19 protein-coding genes are annotated in these 16,141 nt (G+C 62.4%); 14 read left to right on the top strand and 5 right to left on the bottom strand.

Annotated features, from left to right (window positions below):
• Positions 1-30: 30 nt before the first annotated feature.
• Positions 31-378: an ArsC family reductase gene (locus tag RCF49_RS03480; protein ID WP_342642655.1), complete on the bottom strand. Its 348-nt coding sequence runs from the start codon at positions 376-378 to the stop codon at positions 31-33.
• 107 nt (positions 379-485) lie between these two features.
• On the bottom strand, positions 486-1,394 hold the full coding sequence (locus RCF49_RS03485) for a DUF72 domain-containing protein (RefSeq protein ID WP_342642656.1): 909 nt from the start codon (positions 1,392-1,394) through the stop codon (positions 486-488).
• Positions 1,395-1,560: 166 nt separating this feature from the next.
• Here RCF49_RS03485 and RCF49_RS03490 point away from each other — a divergent pair, with 166 nt between their 5' ends.
• Positions 1,561-2,289, top strand: coding sequence for a dienelactone hydrolase family protein (locus tag RCF49_RS03490; RefSeq protein ID WP_342642657.1), 729 nt, complete (start codon positions 1,561-1,563; stop codon positions 2,287-2,289).
• A 58-nt stretch (positions 2,290-2,347) separates the two neighbouring features.
• Here the strand turns inward: RCF49_RS03490 and RCF49_RS03495 are convergent, their stop codons facing one another.
• The gene (locus tag RCF49_RS03495; RefSeq protein ID WP_342642658.1) at positions 2,348-2,659 is read right to left on the bottom strand and encodes a putative quinol monooxygenase; all 312 of its coding nucleotides are present in this window, start codon (positions 2,657-2,659) and stop codon (positions 2,348-2,350) included.
• A gap of 134 nt (positions 2,660-2,793) precedes the next feature.
• Positions 2,794-3,504 (bottom strand): GntR family transcriptional regulator, encoded by a 711-nt coding sequence (locus tag RCF49_RS03500; protein ID WP_342642659.1) that lies wholly within the window; start codon positions 3,502-3,504, stop codon positions 2,794-2,796.
• A 304-nt stretch (positions 3,505-3,808) separates the two neighbouring features.
• Between RCF49_RS03500 and RCF49_RS03505 the strand changes: the two genes are divergently transcribed.
• The 9 genes from RCF49_RS03505 to RCF49_RS03545 all read left to right on the top strand — a co-directional run bounded on the left by RCF49_RS03505 (position 3,809) and on the right by RCF49_RS03545 (position 11,554).
• On the top strand, positions 3,809-4,603 hold the full coding sequence (locus tag RCF49_RS03505) for an SDR family oxidoreductase (RefSeq protein WP_342642660.1): 795 nt from the start codon (positions 3,809-3,811) through the stop codon (positions 4,601-4,603).
• Between the two features lie 10 nt (positions 4,604-4,613).
• Positions 4,614-5,402, top strand: a complete 789-nt coding sequence (locus tag RCF49_RS03510) for an SDR family NAD(P)-dependent oxidoreductase (RefSeq protein WP_342642661.1) — start codon at positions 4,614-4,616, stop codon at positions 5,400-5,402.
• Positions 5,403-5,412: 10 nt separating this feature from the next.
• A complete protein-coding gene (locus RCF49_RS03515) occupies positions 5,413-6,198 on the top strand; it encodes an SDR family NAD(P)-dependent oxidoreductase (protein ID WP_342642662.1) in 786 nt (261 codons plus the stop codon).
• Between the two features lie 31 nt (positions 6,199-6,229).
• Entirely contained in the window at positions 6,230-7,000 is a 771-nt protein-coding gene (locus RCF49_RS03520) for an ABC transporter ATP-binding protein (protein ID WP_342642663.1), read from the top strand.
• Positions 6,997-7,830 (top strand): ABC transporter permease, encoded by an 834-nt coding sequence (locus RCF49_RS03525; protein ID WP_342642664.1) that lies wholly within the window; start codon positions 6,997-6,999, stop codon positions 7,828-7,830. Before RCF49_RS03520 ends, RCF49_RS03525 begins: the two co-directional genes overlap by 4 nt.
• A 23-nt stretch (positions 7,831-7,853) precedes the next feature.
• Positions 7,854-8,846 carry an ABC transporter substrate-binding protein gene (locus RCF49_RS03530; protein WP_342642665.1) on the top strand — a complete coding sequence of 331 codons (993 nt, stop codon included), beginning with the start codon at positions 7,854-7,856 and terminating at the stop codon, positions 8,844-8,846.
• 8 nt (positions 8,847-8,854) lie between these two features.
• Positions 8,855-9,724 carry an alpha/beta hydrolase gene (locus RCF49_RS03535; RefSeq protein WP_342642666.1) on the top strand — a complete coding sequence of 290 codons (870 nt, stop codon included), beginning with the start codon at positions 8,855-8,857 and terminating at the stop codon, positions 9,722-9,724.
• A gap of 27 nt (positions 9,725-9,751) precedes the next feature.
• On the top strand, positions 9,752-10,651 hold the full coding sequence (locus RCF49_RS03540) for a polysaccharide deacetylase (protein WP_342642667.1): 900 nt from the start codon (positions 9,752-9,754) through the stop codon (positions 10,649-10,651).
• Between the two features lie 108 nt (positions 10,652-10,759).
• On the top strand, positions 10,760-11,554 hold the full coding sequence (locus tag RCF49_RS03545; RefSeq protein ID WP_342642668.1) for an SDR family NAD(P)-dependent oxidoreductase: 795 nt from the start codon (positions 10,760-10,762) through the stop codon (positions 11,552-11,554).
• Positions 11,555-11,574: 20 nt separating this feature from the next.
• Here RCF49_RS03545 and RCF49_RS03550 read toward each other — a convergent pair whose 3' ends face one another.
• Positions 11,575-12,459: a MurR/RpiR family transcriptional regulator gene (locus RCF49_RS03550; RefSeq protein WP_342642669.1), complete on the bottom strand. Its 885-nt coding sequence runs from the start codon at positions 12,457-12,459 to the stop codon at positions 11,575-11,577.
• A 126-nt stretch (positions 12,460-12,585) separates the two neighbouring features.
• Here RCF49_RS03550 and RCF49_RS03555 point away from each other — a divergent pair, with 126 nt between their 5' ends.
• Genes RCF49_RS03555 through RCF49_RS03570 form a run of 4 tightly spaced genes read left to right on the top strand, consistent with a single transcriptional unit; the run spans position 12,586 to position 16,138 of the window.
• Positions 12,586-13,338 carry an SDR family NAD(P)-dependent oxidoreductase gene (locus tag RCF49_RS03555; RefSeq protein WP_342642670.1) on the top strand — a complete coding sequence of 251 codons (753 nt, stop codon included), beginning with the start codon at positions 12,586-12,588 and terminating at the stop codon, positions 13,336-13,338.
• A 13-nt stretch (positions 13,339-13,351) separates the two neighbouring features.
• Positions 13,352-14,209, top strand: coding sequence for an ABC transporter permease (locus RCF49_RS03560; RefSeq protein WP_342642671.1), 858 nt, complete (start codon positions 13,352-13,354; stop codon positions 14,207-14,209).
• Positions 14,206-14,997, top strand: coding sequence for an ABC transporter permease (locus RCF49_RS03565; RefSeq protein ID WP_342642672.1), 792 nt, complete (start codon positions 14,206-14,208; stop codon positions 14,995-14,997). Before RCF49_RS03560 ends, RCF49_RS03565 begins: the two co-directional genes overlap by 4 nt.
• 31 nt (positions 14,998-15,028) lie before the next feature.
• On the top strand, positions 15,029-16,138 hold the full coding sequence (locus RCF49_RS03570) for an ABC transporter substrate-binding protein (RefSeq protein WP_342642673.1): 1,110 nt from the start codon (positions 15,029-15,031) through the stop codon (positions 16,136-16,138).
• The last annotated feature ends 3 nt before the right edge of the window (positions 16,139-16,141 follow it).

The raw sequence follows: 16,141 nt of genomic DNA on the forward strand, positions 1-16,141 counted from the left end.
GCCGGCGCTGAGGCGCAGGTGGCCAGAGCGTCAGCTCAGGGCCTCCGCATAAAGCTCGGGTTTGAAACCAACCAGCAGCTTGGTCCCGATATCGAGCACCGGCCGCTTGATCAGCGAAGGCTGCTCGAGCATTAACCTGATCGCCTTTTCCCGGTCGAGATCAGCTTTCGCCTCATCAGGCAGCTTGCGAAAGGTGGTGCCTGCGCGATTCACCAGCATCTCCCACCCGACCGCATCGCTCCAGCCCTCGAGCCGGGCGCGGTCGATGCCGGCCTTCTTATAGTCGTGAAAGCCGTAAGCAATGCCGTGGCCATCGAGCCAGGCCATCGCCTTCTTCATGGTCTCACAATTCTTGATTCCATAGATGGTGATACTCAAGCCTTGCGCCCTTCTGCCGATCGAACTGACCAAGGCAAAATAGCTGCAGCATCAGAGGCGGCGCAACCGCCTGCCGCGCAGATCCTCTCTACCGGGACAGCCGAGCGCTAGCGCGAAGCCACGAGATCGGGACTCTTCTGCGCCATCGCTATTCGCTGAGCGAGCGCTGCCGCATCGAATGGCGCACGCACCTTCGCGTCATTGTCGAAATAGACGAAGACGTCGCGGCCCGTGCGTCGGGGTTTGGTGGGCGGCAGCACCCGGTTCGCATCCTGCGGCTCCTCGCCCTCGGCCCAGCTGAGCACCCGCTCAGCCCACCGGTCCAACGCCTCCGCCCCATAGCCGCTGGCATAGAGCTCCTCCGAGCCATGCAGCCGGCAATAGACGAAATCCGCCGTCAGATCCATCAGGAGCGGCCAATCCACCGTATCGGCGCAGACGAGCGCCACTCCATGGCGGCGGAGCAGGGCTATGAACTTTGGACTGCGAAAGCTGTCATGCCGAATCTCGATCGCATGGCGCACAGGGCGCCGCCGGTCGATTGCGAGCCAGGAACGCCCTTCGACCCGGGCATCATGCCGGCGCGCGAGCGTGAGCGCCTCTTCGCTATCGCGCGGCAGCAATGCCAGGAAGGACTCGAACAGCCCCTCATCGAAGCGCATCCGTTCCGGAAATTGCCAGAGAATTGGCCCAAGCTTCGGCCCAAGACGCAACATGCCGGAGGCGAGAAAATTGGCGAGAGGCGCCTCGATATCCCGCAACTTCTTCATATGGGTGATGAACCGCGGGGCTTTGACCGCAAAAACGAAGTCATCCGCGGTCTCGTCGTGCCAGCGGGCAAAGTTTTCCGGCCGCTGCATTCGATAGAACGTGCCGTTGATCTCGATTGTGGGAAAACGTTCCGCCGCAAAGGCAAGCTCGCGCGAGGCAGGCAGGCCGCGCGGATAGAAGACGCCGCGCCAGCCCGCATAGGTCCAACCGGAAATGCCGATCCGTATGGTGCCGCGCCTCGCCATGCAATATTCCTCATCTGTCCAGACCAACGGCGCGCATGGCCACGCCGTTCCGGAGGACGAGCGCACCGGCCTGCTGCCCGCGCGAGATTTCGGCCCACCGCGCTCTTGCCAGGCACGAACGTCTTCGGCTTCACTGATTGCGCCTCGAACCATCAGACAGGGATGAATGATGACGCTGCGCAGCGAGATCCTCACCTACCAGGCGGATGGCCTGACCATGGTCAGCCACTATTATGTGGATGGTGGCAGGCCTGACCGCCGGCCGGGCATCCTGGTCTTCCCCGAAGCTTTCGGCCTTGGTGAGCATGCCAAGTCCCGCGCCCAACGATTGGCCGAGCTCGGGTTTGCGGCACTCGCCTGTGATCTCCATGGGGATGGCCAGCTCTATGAGGATCTCACCGAGGCACGGGGGCTGATCGCCGATTTGCGCGCCAATCCCCAGAGGACCCGCGCACGGGCCCGTGGCGCGCTCGATGCGCTGACCAGCCGTAGCGAGGTTGATCCGGCAAAGCTTGCCGCAATCGGCTTCTGCTTCGGCGGCACCATGGCGTTGGAGCTTGGCCGCAGTGGCGCCCCGATTTCCGCGATCGTCGGCTTTCACAGCGGGCTTGCGACTGTGGCGCCACAGGATGCGAAAAACATTCGGGCAAAGGTGCTGGTCTGTATCGGCGCGGATGATCCGGGCATTCCCGCCGATCAGCGGGCCGCCTTCGAGAAGGAGATGCGCGAGGGCGGCGTTGACTGGCGGCTGCACCTCTATGGTGGCGTGGTGCACAGCTTCACCAATCAGCAAGCGGACCGTTTGGGAATGCCCGATTTCGCCCGCTATGACGCAGGCGCAGATGCCCGCTCCTGGGCTGAAATGCGGGCCCTGTTTGACGAGGTGTTCGGCTAGGGGCTGCGATCGAGAGAAGCGCGCTCAAGCAATCAGGGCAGAGGTGGTAGCATTGGGGTCAGCCCTGCTGCCGGTCCGCCCGGATCGGCTCCCACACGGAGATCTCGCGCGGCCCGTTGAGCAATTCGGGCAAAGCGGCATGCCAGGCCTCCCTATAGGGACGATTGATCTGGTTGGTCATCACATCGTCGTGGCTCTCCCAGGTCTCATACAGCATGAAGCGGCTCTCCGATTGAGGATCCCTGTGCAGAATCGCCTCCCGGAAGGTCGTTTCATTCCGCATGGCATCGAGCACGCCGGAGAGCAGCCTATGAAATTCCTCGCGCCGCTCCGGCTTGACGTCAAAGACGATGAGATAGGTCACCGACATGGGGCCAGGTCCTCGATTGCTGTTGTGATGGGCCCCTGCCCCGCCAGTCCGGGCAAGGTCGTCTCACGCAATTGCCGAAGGTTCATCGTCTGATCGGGTTTGACGCAGGCTGTCAAGCGGCAGGCTGGTTCCGCCTAGTCGGCTTTGCGCCTGAAGGCCGTATCGGGAAGCTGCGTTACCCATTCATGCGAGCGGCGGAGATGCCGACGCATCGCCTGTTCCGCAGCCTCCGGATCACCGGCGAGTATGGCCTCGGCCACGCGGACATGATCCTCATGCGAGACCGCCGCATTGGCGGGCAGCATGGCACTGCCGATCTGATACATCATGATGGGCAGCTGCAGATTGCTGATGAGCTCGCAGAGCTGCTCATTGCCGCTGATCGAGACGATCGTGCCGTGATAGAGCCGGTTCTGGTGGATGAAGACATGCCAGGGCAATGGTTCATCTCGCGGCCGCACCTTCTCCCAAACCTCGCTGAAGATCCGGCGATTATCACCCATATCGATATGCTCAGCGGCAAGGCGCGCCGCCAAGCCTTCGAGATTTTCACGGATCTGGAAAAGATTCTTCACTTGCTTCCGGCTCAGCTGCCGGATGGTCGCCCCGCGATTGGGTGTGAGCTCGACCAGCCCGTCCGCGGCCAGCCGACGAAACGCCTCGCGAATGGGCCCGCGGCTTATCCCTAGATCCTCTGAGAGATCCCGCGCGATCAGGCGCTGTCCGGCGACGAAGCGACCTTCAATGATTCGTTGCCGGATCTGGGCAACGACGAACTCGACGGTTTCACCGCGCTTCTGATCAGCGGGCTCATCGTCCCGAACCATGCCGATATCGAGTGTCATGGGCGAGTGTCTAGCATCTCAAGCCGGTTGACGGGAATAGGATTGCACTCTTACTATCATACAAAATTGCCTCCAATATTGGAGGCTCTCATTCCTGGGGAGGAATGACATGCGTGCGCCCGATCGTCCGCGCCAAGCTGGCGCCAGCCTATGCCACGGCCCTTGCCGGGCTTCGCAACCGAGTGCGACGCGCGCTGCCCGCCTCCCGCTCTTCGACTGATTTGCTCCACCACAGATTGCTGCGGTCTGCAGAAGCTCGGCCGTCCGCGGTTCCAGTACTTGAGCGAGCGAGGGGATTTGGAGAATGGATCTCGGCATTAGGGACAGAGTGGCGATCGTGACCGGCGGCAGCCGTGGGATCGGCTATGAGACGGCAAAGGAGTTTCTGAAAGCCGGTGTGAAGGTCATGACCTGCTCTCGCAATGGCGATGAGGCAGCTTCGGCCTGCAAGGCCCTCGCGGCTGAGACCGGAGGCGACATTCGATCGCTTCAGGCCGATATGACGAATGCTGATGACAGCAGGCGCATCGTCAAGGAGACAGTCTCGGCCTTCGGCACCGTGGACATTCTCGTGAACAATGCCGGCACAATGTATTCGGGCCGGTTCGACGAGATGACCGAGGAAGGGCTCCATACCCAGCTCGAGACCAAGCTCTTCGGCTGGATGCGAATGATCCGTGAGGTTTTCCCGATCATGCGCGAGAAGCGTTGGGGCCGCATCGTCAGCATGATCGGTGGCGCGGGCAAGGAGCCCGACCCCTATATGTTCGGCTCAGGCATGACCAACAGCGCCCTGCTGAACATGACGAAATCGCTGTCGACCGAGTTCGGGCCCTACAACGTGCTGGTCAATGCTGTCTGCCCCGGCTGGGTCGCGACGGATCTGTGGAAGCGGAACGCCGCCGGCCTGCAGAAGGAGCTCGGGGCATCCAGCGAGGAAGAGGCCCGCAAGCTCGCCACCCGCAAGAATGCGCTTGGCCGCTTCGGCCGGCCGGAAGAGCTGGCCGGCGCTATCGCTTTCCTGTGCTCGGAACGGGCAAGCTACATCACCGGCATCTCGCTCAACACGGATGGCGGCCGTCTCAAGGGACTGTGGTGAGGCGATCAACATGGATCTAGGGATCCGGGGAAAGGCGGCCCTCGTCACGGGCGGCTCGCGGGGAATAGGCTTTGCCATCGCCAGGCGGCTCCTCGCCGAGGGCGCGCGGGTTGCGATCTGCGGCCGCGACGAAGCGCGCCTCGCCGAGGCGAAGTCAGCCTTGAGCACCGATGGCGAGGTCATCGCCATTCGATGCGATACGGCTGATGCCGAGCAACGCGCCGCCTTCGTTTCGCGCTCAGCAAGCGAATTCGGCCGCATCGACATCCTCGTGAACAATGCCGGCACGCATGTGCGTGGGTCTCTGGACAGCATGCGTGAGGAAGACCTGCAACGGCAGCTCAACGATAAGCTGTTCGGTTTTCTCGGGATGATCCGCGAGGTGCTGCCCCATATGCGGCACGCGGGTGATGGCCGGATCGTCAATATCATAGGCCAGGCGACCCGGCATCCCCATCCCGACCGCATGCCCTCCGGCATTGCCAATGCCGCCGCCCAGGCGATGACCAAATCCGTGGCCGATGCGGTGGCGCGCGACAATATCCGGGTGAACTCCGTTTGCCCGCAATATGTCGAGACCGACATCATCACCGCGACGCTCGCGAAGGAAATGCGCGAGCGCAATATCGACCGGGCGACCGCCGCCTCAGGCTTCACCCGCGCCAATGTCCTGGGCCGGCTCGGCCAGCCCGAGGAGATTGCCGATCTCGTCGCCTTCATCGTCTCCGACCGGGCGAATTTCGTCACCGGCAGCTCGGTGTCCATCGATGGCGGCTATAACCGCTATGTGTTCGGGTGAAAGGAAGCCCATGGATCTCGGCCTCAAGGATAAGATCGCCATCGTCACCGGCGCGACCAGCGGCATTGGCCTTGCGATCGCGCGCCGGCTCATCGAGGAGGGCGCGCGCGTCGTCATCTGTGGACGCGAGCAGAGCAAGCTCGACCAGGCTCTGCGCGAATTGTCGGCCCTCGGCGACGTGACTGGCACGCTCGCTCATGTCGATGAGCCCGCCGATGTCGCTCGCATCATCGAGACGGCGGTCTCGGCCTATTCCGGCCTCGATATCGTCATCAGCAATGCCGGGACGCATCTGAGGGGCCGCCTGGCTGAGGTTTCGACCGATCAAGTCGCCGCACATTTCCGCACAAAAGTGCTGGGGCCATGGGAGCTTGCCCGCCATGCTGCCCCCCATATGCGCGCCCGAGGCGGCGGTCGTTTCATTATGGTGATCGGTCAGGCCGGCAAGGTCCCTGGTCGCCAGGTGCTGGGATCGGCCGTGGTCAATGCCGCGCAGCATGCCTTCGTAAAATCGCTCGCCGATGATCTCGGCCGCTTTGGCATCCTCGTCAACGCGGTCTGCCCGAGCCGGATCGAAAGCCCGCTGACGGCGGATCTCGTCATCGACGAGGAACAATATCTGGGCCGAAGTCTCGAACAGCAGCAGAGCGGCTGGGGCGCCACCGTGCCCTTGGGCCGTTGGGGCAAGCCGGAAGATATCGCGGATGCGGTCGCCTTCATGGCCTCCGAGCGCGCCGGCTATATCTGCGGGGCGAATATCGATGTGGATGGCGGCCATCAGCGGATGATCTTCTAGCGTCAGTAACCAGGAAGGGGTGAACTCCGAAATGATCGCTCTCGAATCCATCGGCAAGACCTTTCGCAAGGGCGGCACCGAGGTCCGGGCGGTCGACGGTGTCACTCTGACGATCGAGCCTCGGTCCATCGTCGCCCTGATTGGACCTTCCGGCTGCGGCAAGTCCACATTGCTGAACATGATTGCCGGACTTTACCCGCCCACCTCGGGCAGGGTGATGTATGACGGACGCCGGGTCACGTCTGCCAATACCCATGTCGGCTATATGACCCAGAAGGACAACCTCCTCCCCTGGCGGACCGTCCTCGACAATGTCGCCATGCCGCTCGAGCTTGCCGGCTGGCCGGCCGCCAAGCGCCGTGACGCCGCGCGGGCGATGATCCGTCATGTGGGCCTGGAGGGCTTCGAGGACAAATATTCAAGCGAGCTGTCCGGCGGCATGCGCAAGCGCGCCTGCCTCGCCCGCATGCTGCTCTATGAGCCCCAGGCGCTTCTTCTGGATGAACCCTTCGCAGCGCTCGATGCCCAGCTGCGCATCGCCATGCACGATCTTCTGCTGCGGCTTTGGGCCGAGAACAAGCAGACCATCGTTTTGGTCACCCATGATCTGGTCGAGGCGATCACCTTGGCGGACAGAGTTATTGCCTTCACCCGCCGCCCGGCGCGAGTCTCTTTTGAGCAAGAGGTCGATCTGCCAAGGCCGCGCGATGTGCAGCAGGTGCGCTTCACGTCCCATTTCCAGGAGATCTACAACACGATTTGGGACCGTCTCCGCCAGGAATATGAGGAAGCAAAACAGTGACCGTGCCCCATATGACCGACAGCGCGGCCACCGAGCCCCACCCCACCAGCTGGCGCCAGTCCCTGGCCGAGGTGAGCACCCCGACCATGGTGGTGCTCCAGATCATCCTCGGAGCGGCTTTCCTGGCCTTCTGGCAATGGTCCTCGGGGCGCCTGATCGACGAGTTCATGATTTCAAGTCCCCTCGCGGTTGCCGAGCGTCTATGGGGCTGGATCGAGAATGGCACAATCTGGGTGAATATCTGGGCGACGGTCCATGCCACCTTGGTGGGCTTTCTCATCGGCGCGGTGGCGGGAGTGATCGGTGGGGTCTGGCTCGGCCTTTCGCCTTTTCTCAGCCGCCTGCTCAATCCTTTCATCTGGGCCTTCAACGCCCTGCCGAAGGTCGCGCTCGCCCCCTTGTTCCTGCTCTGGTTCGGCCTCGGGATTGAATCGAAAATCGCCCTGGCAGCGGTCCTGGTCGTCTTCCTGGTGTTCGTGAACACTTTCTCCGGTGTGCGCGAGGTCGATCCCGATCTCACCGATTGCCTGCTGCTCATGGGAGCGACTCGGCGCCAGATCCTCACCCGCGTGGTCCTGCCTTCGGCGACCTCGTGGATCTTTGTGGGTCTGAGGACCGCCGTGCCCTACGCGCTGATCGGGGCGATTATCGGCGAGCTGATCGCAGCCAATCAGGGCCTTGGCTATCTCGTGCAGCTGGCAGGCAGCGAATTCGATACGGCGGGGGTCTTCGCGGCCTTGTTGGTTATCGCGGTCCTCGCCGTCGCCTTCAATGAGGCGGTCAGCGTCCTGCAGCGCCGGCTCGAGCGGTGGAAAGTGCTAAGCCGATAAAACAGAACGAGGGAGGAGGACGCATGAGAAGGATGCTGATGACGGTCGTGACGGCCTGCATGGCGGTTGCCGCCATCCCGGCCGCTGTCATGGCCCAGGACGTGGTGCGCATCACCAATATCGGCCGGGGCTATTTCGCAGGCCCGCTTTATGTGGCCATGCGCGAAGGCCTGTTCGAGAAGCATGGGCTGAAGCCAGAGGTGACTTTCGTGAAGGGCGGCTCCCTCGCCTTCCAATCCGTGTTCAACCGCGAGGTCGAGTTCGGCGTCCTGAGCTACGAGCATGTCCTCACCGGCGCCGCACAAGGCCGCAACCTGGTCTCGATCTTCAATGTGACCGACCGTCCCCTCAACAATATCGTCGTCAACAAGGAGCTCTACGAGGCCAATAAGGACAAGAGCCTTGCCGACAAGATCCTGGCCCTCAAGGGCGCAAAGGTTGGAACGCCCTCTGCCGGCGGATCCGGCGAGAAGATGCTCGGGGTCCTTGCGCGTGAATATGGGCTCGATCTGCCGAAGGATGTGGAACTCGTCTATCTCGGCACCGAGGCGGCCTCCTATGTCGGTGCCCTGCAGACAAAGACGATCACCGCCGCCATGCCCTTCGAGCCCGCCGGTGTCGTCATCAAGGAGCGCGGATTGGGCGACACGCTCGTCAATCTCATGGATGGCGAGGTCGAGCAGTTCCGTGACTTGATCTTCATGACGCTCGCGACCCATCCATCGCTCATCGCGGAAAAGCCCGATCTCGTCCGCAAGGTCGTCGCGGTCTTCGCCGAAGCGCAACAGATTCTGCTCGATCCGAACCGCGGGCCGAAGATCATGGGCGCGGAATTCTCGACCATGTCCCCGGAGGCCAACCAGCAGGCCTATGACGTGGTCAAGGCGATCTGGAGCAAGGACGGCCATATGACCATGGCTGGCGCCAAGAAGGTCTTCGATTACCTGCAGCCGAAGGGTGAGGCCAAGATCGATTTCGAAAAGACCTTCACCAACGACTTTCTGCCGAAGCAGTAAGGATCTCTATGATGATTGCCGAAGAGCATTGGGCCAGCAAAGGTGAGGTCTCCCTTTTCCTGTGGCGGAAGAGGACGGCGGCCGCGCGTCACCCAATTCCGATCGTTCTCGTCCATGGCTCGTCGACTTCGGCAATCCCGACCTTCGACCTCGAAGTGCCCGGACAGAGGGATTATTCCTTCATGGAGTGGCTTGCGGAGCGCGGCCATGACGTCTGGACCCTCGATCACGAGGGCTATGGCCGCTCGACGGTGACCGAGGGCAATGCCGATATTGCCTGCGGGGTTGAGGATCTCAAGGCCGCCACAGAGGTCATCGCGCGGCAGACCGGGGCGCAGCGGATGAACTTTTACGGCCTCTCCTCCGGTGCGCTTCGGGTCGCTGCCTTCGCCCAGGCCGTGCCCGACCGTGTCGCCCGTATCATTCTCGATGCCTTCGTCTGGACCGGTGAAGGCTCGCCCACCCTGGCCAAGCGCAAGGAAGGCGTTGCGCAGTTTCGCGCCAATAATCGCAGGCCCATCGACCATGCCTTCATCGCCAGCATCTTCACGCGCGACGAGCCGGGAACGACCCATCCGGCCGTGATCGACGCCTGCGCCAAGGCCCAGCTCTCCTATGGCGACTCGGTGCCAACCGGCACCTATCTCGACATGACCACGAAGCTTCCCTTGTGTGATCCCAGGAGAATTGCTGCCCCGACCCTGGTCGTGCGCGGCGAGCATGATGGCATCGCGACCATGGAGGACCTCTTGGAATTCTTCCGGCTGCTGCCGACGGGTGACAAGCGCTTCGCGGTTCTGCCGGGCGTGGCGCATTGCACGCCGCTCGGCGTGAACCGAAAGCTCATGTGGGAGGCCGTGCTGAACTTCGTGAGTTGACCTCACGCCGGATAAGGAACCCGCCCGATGCTGCTTCCGGTTCAGCGCCGCTATGACTACTCGCCGATCATCAACCGCCCCGATTATTCCTGGCCGGAGGGCAAGCGCCTGGCGGTCTGGATCGGCACCGCGATCGAGGCCTTCGCTTTTCAGGCCGGCCAGGGTCATGATCCCTTCCATCATGGCGCGCCCCAGACCCAGCGCAATTATGCTTGGCGCGACTATGGCTACCGCGTCGGTCTCTGGCGCCTGCTTGAAATCTATGACGAGCTTGGCCTTCCCATCACCGCCGCTGTCAACTCCCTGGCCTATGATTACTATCCCGAGATCTTCACTGCGCTGCGCCAGCGCCATGCGACGATCGTCGCTCACGGACGCACCAATGCCGAGCGCCAGACGCAGATGTGGGAAGATGACGAGCGCCACGTTATCGAGATGGTCAGGCAGACCATCGCTCGTCAGGAAGGACGCCCGCCGAAAGGCTGGCTCGGCGTGGGCGTGCTCGAAAGCAGCCACACGGCCGATCTGCTGCAGGAACTCGGCTATGCCTATGTCCTCGACTGGCCCATGGATGATCAGCCGGTCTGGCTGCGCACGCGCCAAGGCCGGATCCTGTCCATTCCCGGCCCCATGGAGATCAATGACTCCGGGCAGATCTTGCACCGGCAGGCCAATGCGGCCGAATTCGCCGATATGATCGTGGACCAGTTCGAGGAGATGCTGCGCCAAAGCGCGGATCAGCCTCTCGTCTTCAATCTGATGCTGCATCCTTTCATATCGGGTCAGCCCTTCCGCCTGGCACTCCTGCGGCGGGCCTTACAGCACATCGCGGGCCACGCCACCAAAGAGCGCATCTGGTTCACCGATCCCGACCGCATCGCCGAGCATTGCCAGAAACTGCCGCCCGGCATCGTTCCCGGCAGCTGACGGGAGAACGCTCGGCCTCGCCAGAGATCGCCACTCGCGAGATTGCGGATCGATGGGGAACCTGCTAGGTCGCTCAGTGCCCTCCCCGCAAGCAGAAGGCTGCATCTCATGTCGAGTGATCCCAAGAAGAGTGATGATCGGATGGCAGCTCATCGCGTGGCCGTGGTCACGGGCGGTGGCAGGGGGATCGGGGCCGCAATCGTCCGGCGCCTGGCAGCCGACGGCTATGCCATCGCGATCGGCGACTATCTCGCCGACGAGGCCTCGGCAATGGCGGCAGCGCTCACTGCGGAAGGCAAAACGGCCATTGGCGTTGGATGCGACGTCCGCCGGCTCCCGGATATTGCCGACCTGTTCGCGAAGGCCAAGGCAGGTTTGGGGGTGCCCACGGTGCTCGTGAACAACGCGGGGATCTACCCCAATCATCCCGCGCTTGCGATGACGGAAGAGAATTGGGACCAGGTGCTCGACACCAATCTCAAGGGCTCTTTCTTCTGCGCGCAAGCGCTGGCCCGTTCGGTTACCGAGGCGGGCCTCACGGGCTGCATCGTCAATGTGGCATCGACCTCGGCCTTCTCGGCGAGAGTTGGCGCCTGTCACTACAGCGCCTCCAAGGCGGCGGTCGTCATGATGACGAAGTCGCTCGCGCAGGAATTCGGCCCCTTGGGCATCCGCGTGAACTGCGTCGCACCCGGCCTGGTTGAGGCCAAGGAAGGGCTGGTGACGGAAGACTACCGCCGGCAGTTCATTTCCATGGTGCCGAGCGGGCGCATCGGCCGGGTGGACGATATCGCCAATGTGGCCGCATTCCTCGCATCCCCCGCCGCGGATTATGTGAATGGGGAGACGATCGTGGTGGACGGAGGCTTTCTCACTGGCCGGTCCCTGCAGCGCTCGTCGTGAGCATCACACCCACTCGCAGGCTACACAAAGATCTCGAAACCGCGCCATAGGGCGTCTGCCTGCTGCAGCGTCCGGCGCACGTCATTGTGTCGGCGGCTCGCCACACCCGCCACGATGGCATTGCTGAGCGCCACGGCAGCCGTGAAGGAGTCGAAGGGCGAGACCGCGGCGATGCGGAACAGGAGGCCGTGGTCCGCCAGCTCGGCAACCGGCGCCGAGGCATTGTCCGTGATCGTGAGAATCTTGGCGCCGAGCTGCCGGAAGTGCCGGGCTGCATGGAGAGTGGCACGGGCATATCGCCGAACCGACACGATCAGCATGATGTCCTTGGGTCCGGCCCAGAGCAGCTGATCGGCCTGCAAGGCGCCGTCGAGCCGCAAGAGCTCCACATTGGGCAGGCACATATTGAGATGGGTGTGGAGATAGACGGCGATCGCGTAACTGTTCTTGGCGCCCGCCACATAGATCGTGCCGCGATCCTTGCGGCAGAGGCAATCCACGATGGCCGTATAGGCGGCAACGTCCAGCTCCTCCCGGCTCGTCGTGATGTTGGAGAGATCGGTCTTGATGGATGCATCCAGCGTATTGACCAGGCTGTCATCGAGAAGGCCCACATCCGCCCTCTCGGCCGGGGATGACAGCTTCAGCGCAATCTCGCGTCGTGCCTCGATCTGCGCGTCCAGAAATGAGCCATAGCCGAGCTTGGGGAATAGCCGTACGACGGTCGAAGGGCTGATGCCCAATTCCTTTGCAATGGATATTGCAGGCGACAGGAGCGATTGCGGATAGCTGCGCGTGATATAGGCAACGAGCCGCGCCTCGCTCGGCGTCCATCGGCCGTGATAATCTTCTATGCGCCGGAGAATGTTCATATCCACACCCAGGGATCTCTTGCGACTGATCATGTAGCGCCCTCGGCCTGCGGATGCCATCCTTTCCCACAAGCATCGTTGCAACATTTATTGCAAGGCCGGCCCGAACTGTGCTTTCTTTGGGCGACGGGCGAGCGGCAGAGGCATGGGGCAAGGCCAATGAGCGCACAACAGAAAGTCGCAGTCATCACCGGCGCGGCTGCCGGGATCGGGCTTGCATCTGCAAGAAGGCTCGCCCAGAAAGGCTATGCCCTGGGCCTTGCGGATCTGAGTGGCCCGGCACTCGATGCACTCGCGGCGGAATGGAGTAGGGCCGGACAGCCGGCCATCATCCTTCCCGGTGATGTCAGTGAGTTCGCAACGGTCACTTCCCATTGCCAGGCGGTCATTCAGCGGTTCGGCCGTATCGATGTGCTGGTGAACAATGCCGGCATCTCTCAGCCCAAAACCATCCTTGAGATTACGGAAGCGGAATGGGATCGGACCCTCGCGGTCAATCTCAAGGGCGTCTTCAACTGGTGCAAGGCGGTAGCCCCCCACATGGTCCAGGCTCAATATGGCCGGATCATCAACATGTCTTCCGTCAGCGCCGGCACGGGTGGTGCACCCTCGGCGGTGAGCAAATTTGCCTATTGCGCGTCAAAGGCCGGGATTCTTGGCCTGACCCGCGCCTTGGCCAAGGAGCTCGCCCCCCACGTGACCGTCAATGCGATCTGTCCGGGATCCATTCGCACCAACCTGACCGAGCAGCTGATCGCGACCCGCGAGGAAGCGATCCGGCAATCCGTTCCCTTAAACCGGGTCGGGACACCGGACGACGTGGCGGTCGTCGTCGAATTCCTGGCCACAATGGAGCCCTGTTACATGACAGGCGAGATCCTCGATGTCGACGGCGGCCAATGGGTGAACTGAAGGCTCGCTGCAAATGAGCGCGACCACTAGCCGTTCCAAGCGGACCATCGAGATCCTGGCGCTGGTGCTTCCGGGCGTGGTGCTGCTGGGCGCGGGTCTCATCTGGCCCTTCGCGACCATGATCCACATGTCGCTGCTGGACAAATATCCCGGCGAGACGGCGCTGACGCTGACCCATTACCTTCAATTTGTCACCGACAGCTATTTCATCGGCATCGCCCTGCGCACCTTCGGGCTTGCCTTGGTGGTGACGCTCCTCACCGCCATTATCGGCTATCCCGTCGCCTGGTTTCTGGCGCGCAGCCAGTCGCGCTTCAAGCATCTGGTCTTTCTTGGGGTTGTATCACCGCTGCTCGTCAGCATCGTCGTCCGCACCATTGGCTGGACGATCCTGCTCGGCAATGAGGGGCTGGTGAATGCGGCCCTGCTGGCTCTGGGCATCATCGATGAGCCCGTGCGCTTGATGCAGAGCTTCTGGAGCGTGGTCGTCGGCATGGTCCATGTGCTGCTGCCCTTCATGGTGCTCTCGATTGCCAGCGTGCTGGGCAAGATCGACGGATCCCTGATGGAAGCCGCCGCTGTCCTGGGCGCCAATCCGCGCAGGACCTTTACCCGCGTGGTGCTGCCGCTTTCGGTCCAGGGGATCGCGGCCGGCTCGGTCATCGTGTTCTGCTTGTGCATCGGCGCCTATATCACCCCGATCTGGCTCGGACGGGGCCACGTGACCGTCATGTCGATCTCGATCTACGAACAGATGGTCGTCATGGTCGAGTGGCCCTTGGGTGCTGCCGCCTCGATGATCCTCACCTTCGCCACGCTGCTCATTCTCCTTGCCTATGGCTTTGCGATCCGGAGGCACGCCAAGCGATGAGGCGCAGGAGCGACACTCTTCTCAATATCTATGTCGGGCTGGTGCTGCTGTTCCTGGCCCTTCCGATCGCGATCGTCATTCCGGCGGCGTTCAATACCGATCCGACCCTCGCCTTCCCGCCCAAGGGCCTGTCGCTCAAATGGTTCGAGACCGCCTGGAACCACCAGCCCTTCTGGGATGCGCTTTGGATCACGATCGCGGTTGCGGTGCTCGCATCGGCCATTTCCCTGATCATCGGCACGCTGGCCTCTTTCGCCATCGTCCGCCACAAGTTCCCCGGTCGCGAAATGCTGGAGCTGCTTTTCATGACGCCGCTGGTCTTTCCAGCCATCGTCCTGGCGGTGGCCCTGGTGATGGTGCTCGGGCCCCTAGGGTTGGTGCGCACCTTCTGGGGGCTCGTCTTTGCGCATGTGATCGTGACCGTGCCTTATGTGGTGCGCACGGTCGGGGCAACCCTTTCCGAAATCGACATAGCCTATGAGGAAGCCGCGCGCACGCTCGGGGCGAACCCGCTCAAGGCCTTTTTCCTCGTCACCCTGCCGATGCTGCGGCCGGGCCTCATCGCCGGTGCGGTCTTTGCGGCGATCATCTCCTTTGATGAATTCACGATCTCGCTGTTCCTCGTCGGGCCGGGTGTGATGACCCTGCCGCTCGAGATCTACTACTACACCGAGTTTCAGATGGATCCGACGGTGGCGGCCATCTCGGCAATGCTCGTTGCTTTTACCGCCGTGGTCATCGTTCTCGTTGAACGGTTCATCGGCATGCAGAAGCAGTTCCGACACTAATCGGACGGATTAGGGGTGAAAGGAGAAATCGATGAAAAAGCTCGATCACGAAGAGCGCTACCTGCTTAAGAATTTTGGCACCAGCCCGTCCCGGCGCACAATTCTCAAGTCCCTGTTGCTGGCCGGCGTTGGCACGGTCGCCGCGACCCGCTTCGCAGAAGTGCTGGCCGCCGAAACGGAAGCAGAGGTTTCCAAGCTGACGATCCTGTCCCAGCCCGGCATCCTGCCTACTTTGTGCAATGAGATCTCGACGCCCGCGGCGAAAAAGCTCGCCCCCAACCTGACCGTCGAGGTCATCGACTCCAACAACGCCACATCCTATCCGCGCATGCTGGCCCAGAAGAGCCGGCCGGTGATTTCGGGCGCGATGATCAATGATTATTTCGCCCAGCGCGGCATCGCCGACGACATGTGGGAGAAGTTCGATCCGGAGATCATGACCTACCGCGACACCGTTCCGGAGGTCGTCATGACCCCGGGCGGCTTCGGCATCCCCTTCCTCATCAGCCCTTACGGCATCATGTACAACCCGGACAAGGTCGAGAAGCCGAAATCCTGGCTCGACCTGTTCAAGCCGGACTATGAGGGCCGGGTCTCCATGTGGGATGCCTATTTCGACGCCTATGTCATGGCGGCTGTGGCCAGCGGCAAAGGTCCCAATGTGGCGGAAGGCATCAAGGCCTGGGCCCCCCACAAGCAGAATATCGGCGCCTGGGTGTCCTCCCCGATCGTCGAGGAAGATCTCGTCCATCGCGGCGAGGTGTGGCTTGCCCCGCATTGGGGCGCCTGGGCGGAACTGGCCCGCAGCCAGGGCAAGAACGTGGCCTTCACCATTCCGGAAGAAGGGGCCGTGCAGTGGGCCTGCCACATGCAGCTGTGCAAAGGCTTCGATAAGGGCACCTCGCGCCTCACCCAGGCCTATATGAACACCTGGCTCAGCGAGGATTTCCAGCTCGCCGCCATCAAGCGCGGCTTCTTCTCGCCGGTCAACAAGACCGTGGTCATTCCGGAAAGCGACCGGCAGGCCGGTATCGTCACCGTGGATGAGGCGGTCGCCAAGCTGATCCGTCCGGATTTCGCGGAGATCGGCAGCCAGCTCCCGAAATACAAGGCTTTGATCGACCGCACGCTCAAGGCGTAGCGG

The sequence above is a fragment of the Rhodoligotrophos sp. CJ14 genome (genome assembly GCF_038811545.1).
Lineage (GTDB): Bacteria > Pseudomonadota > Alphaproteobacteria > Rhizobiales > Im1 > Rhodoligotrophos > Rhodoligotrophos ferricapiens.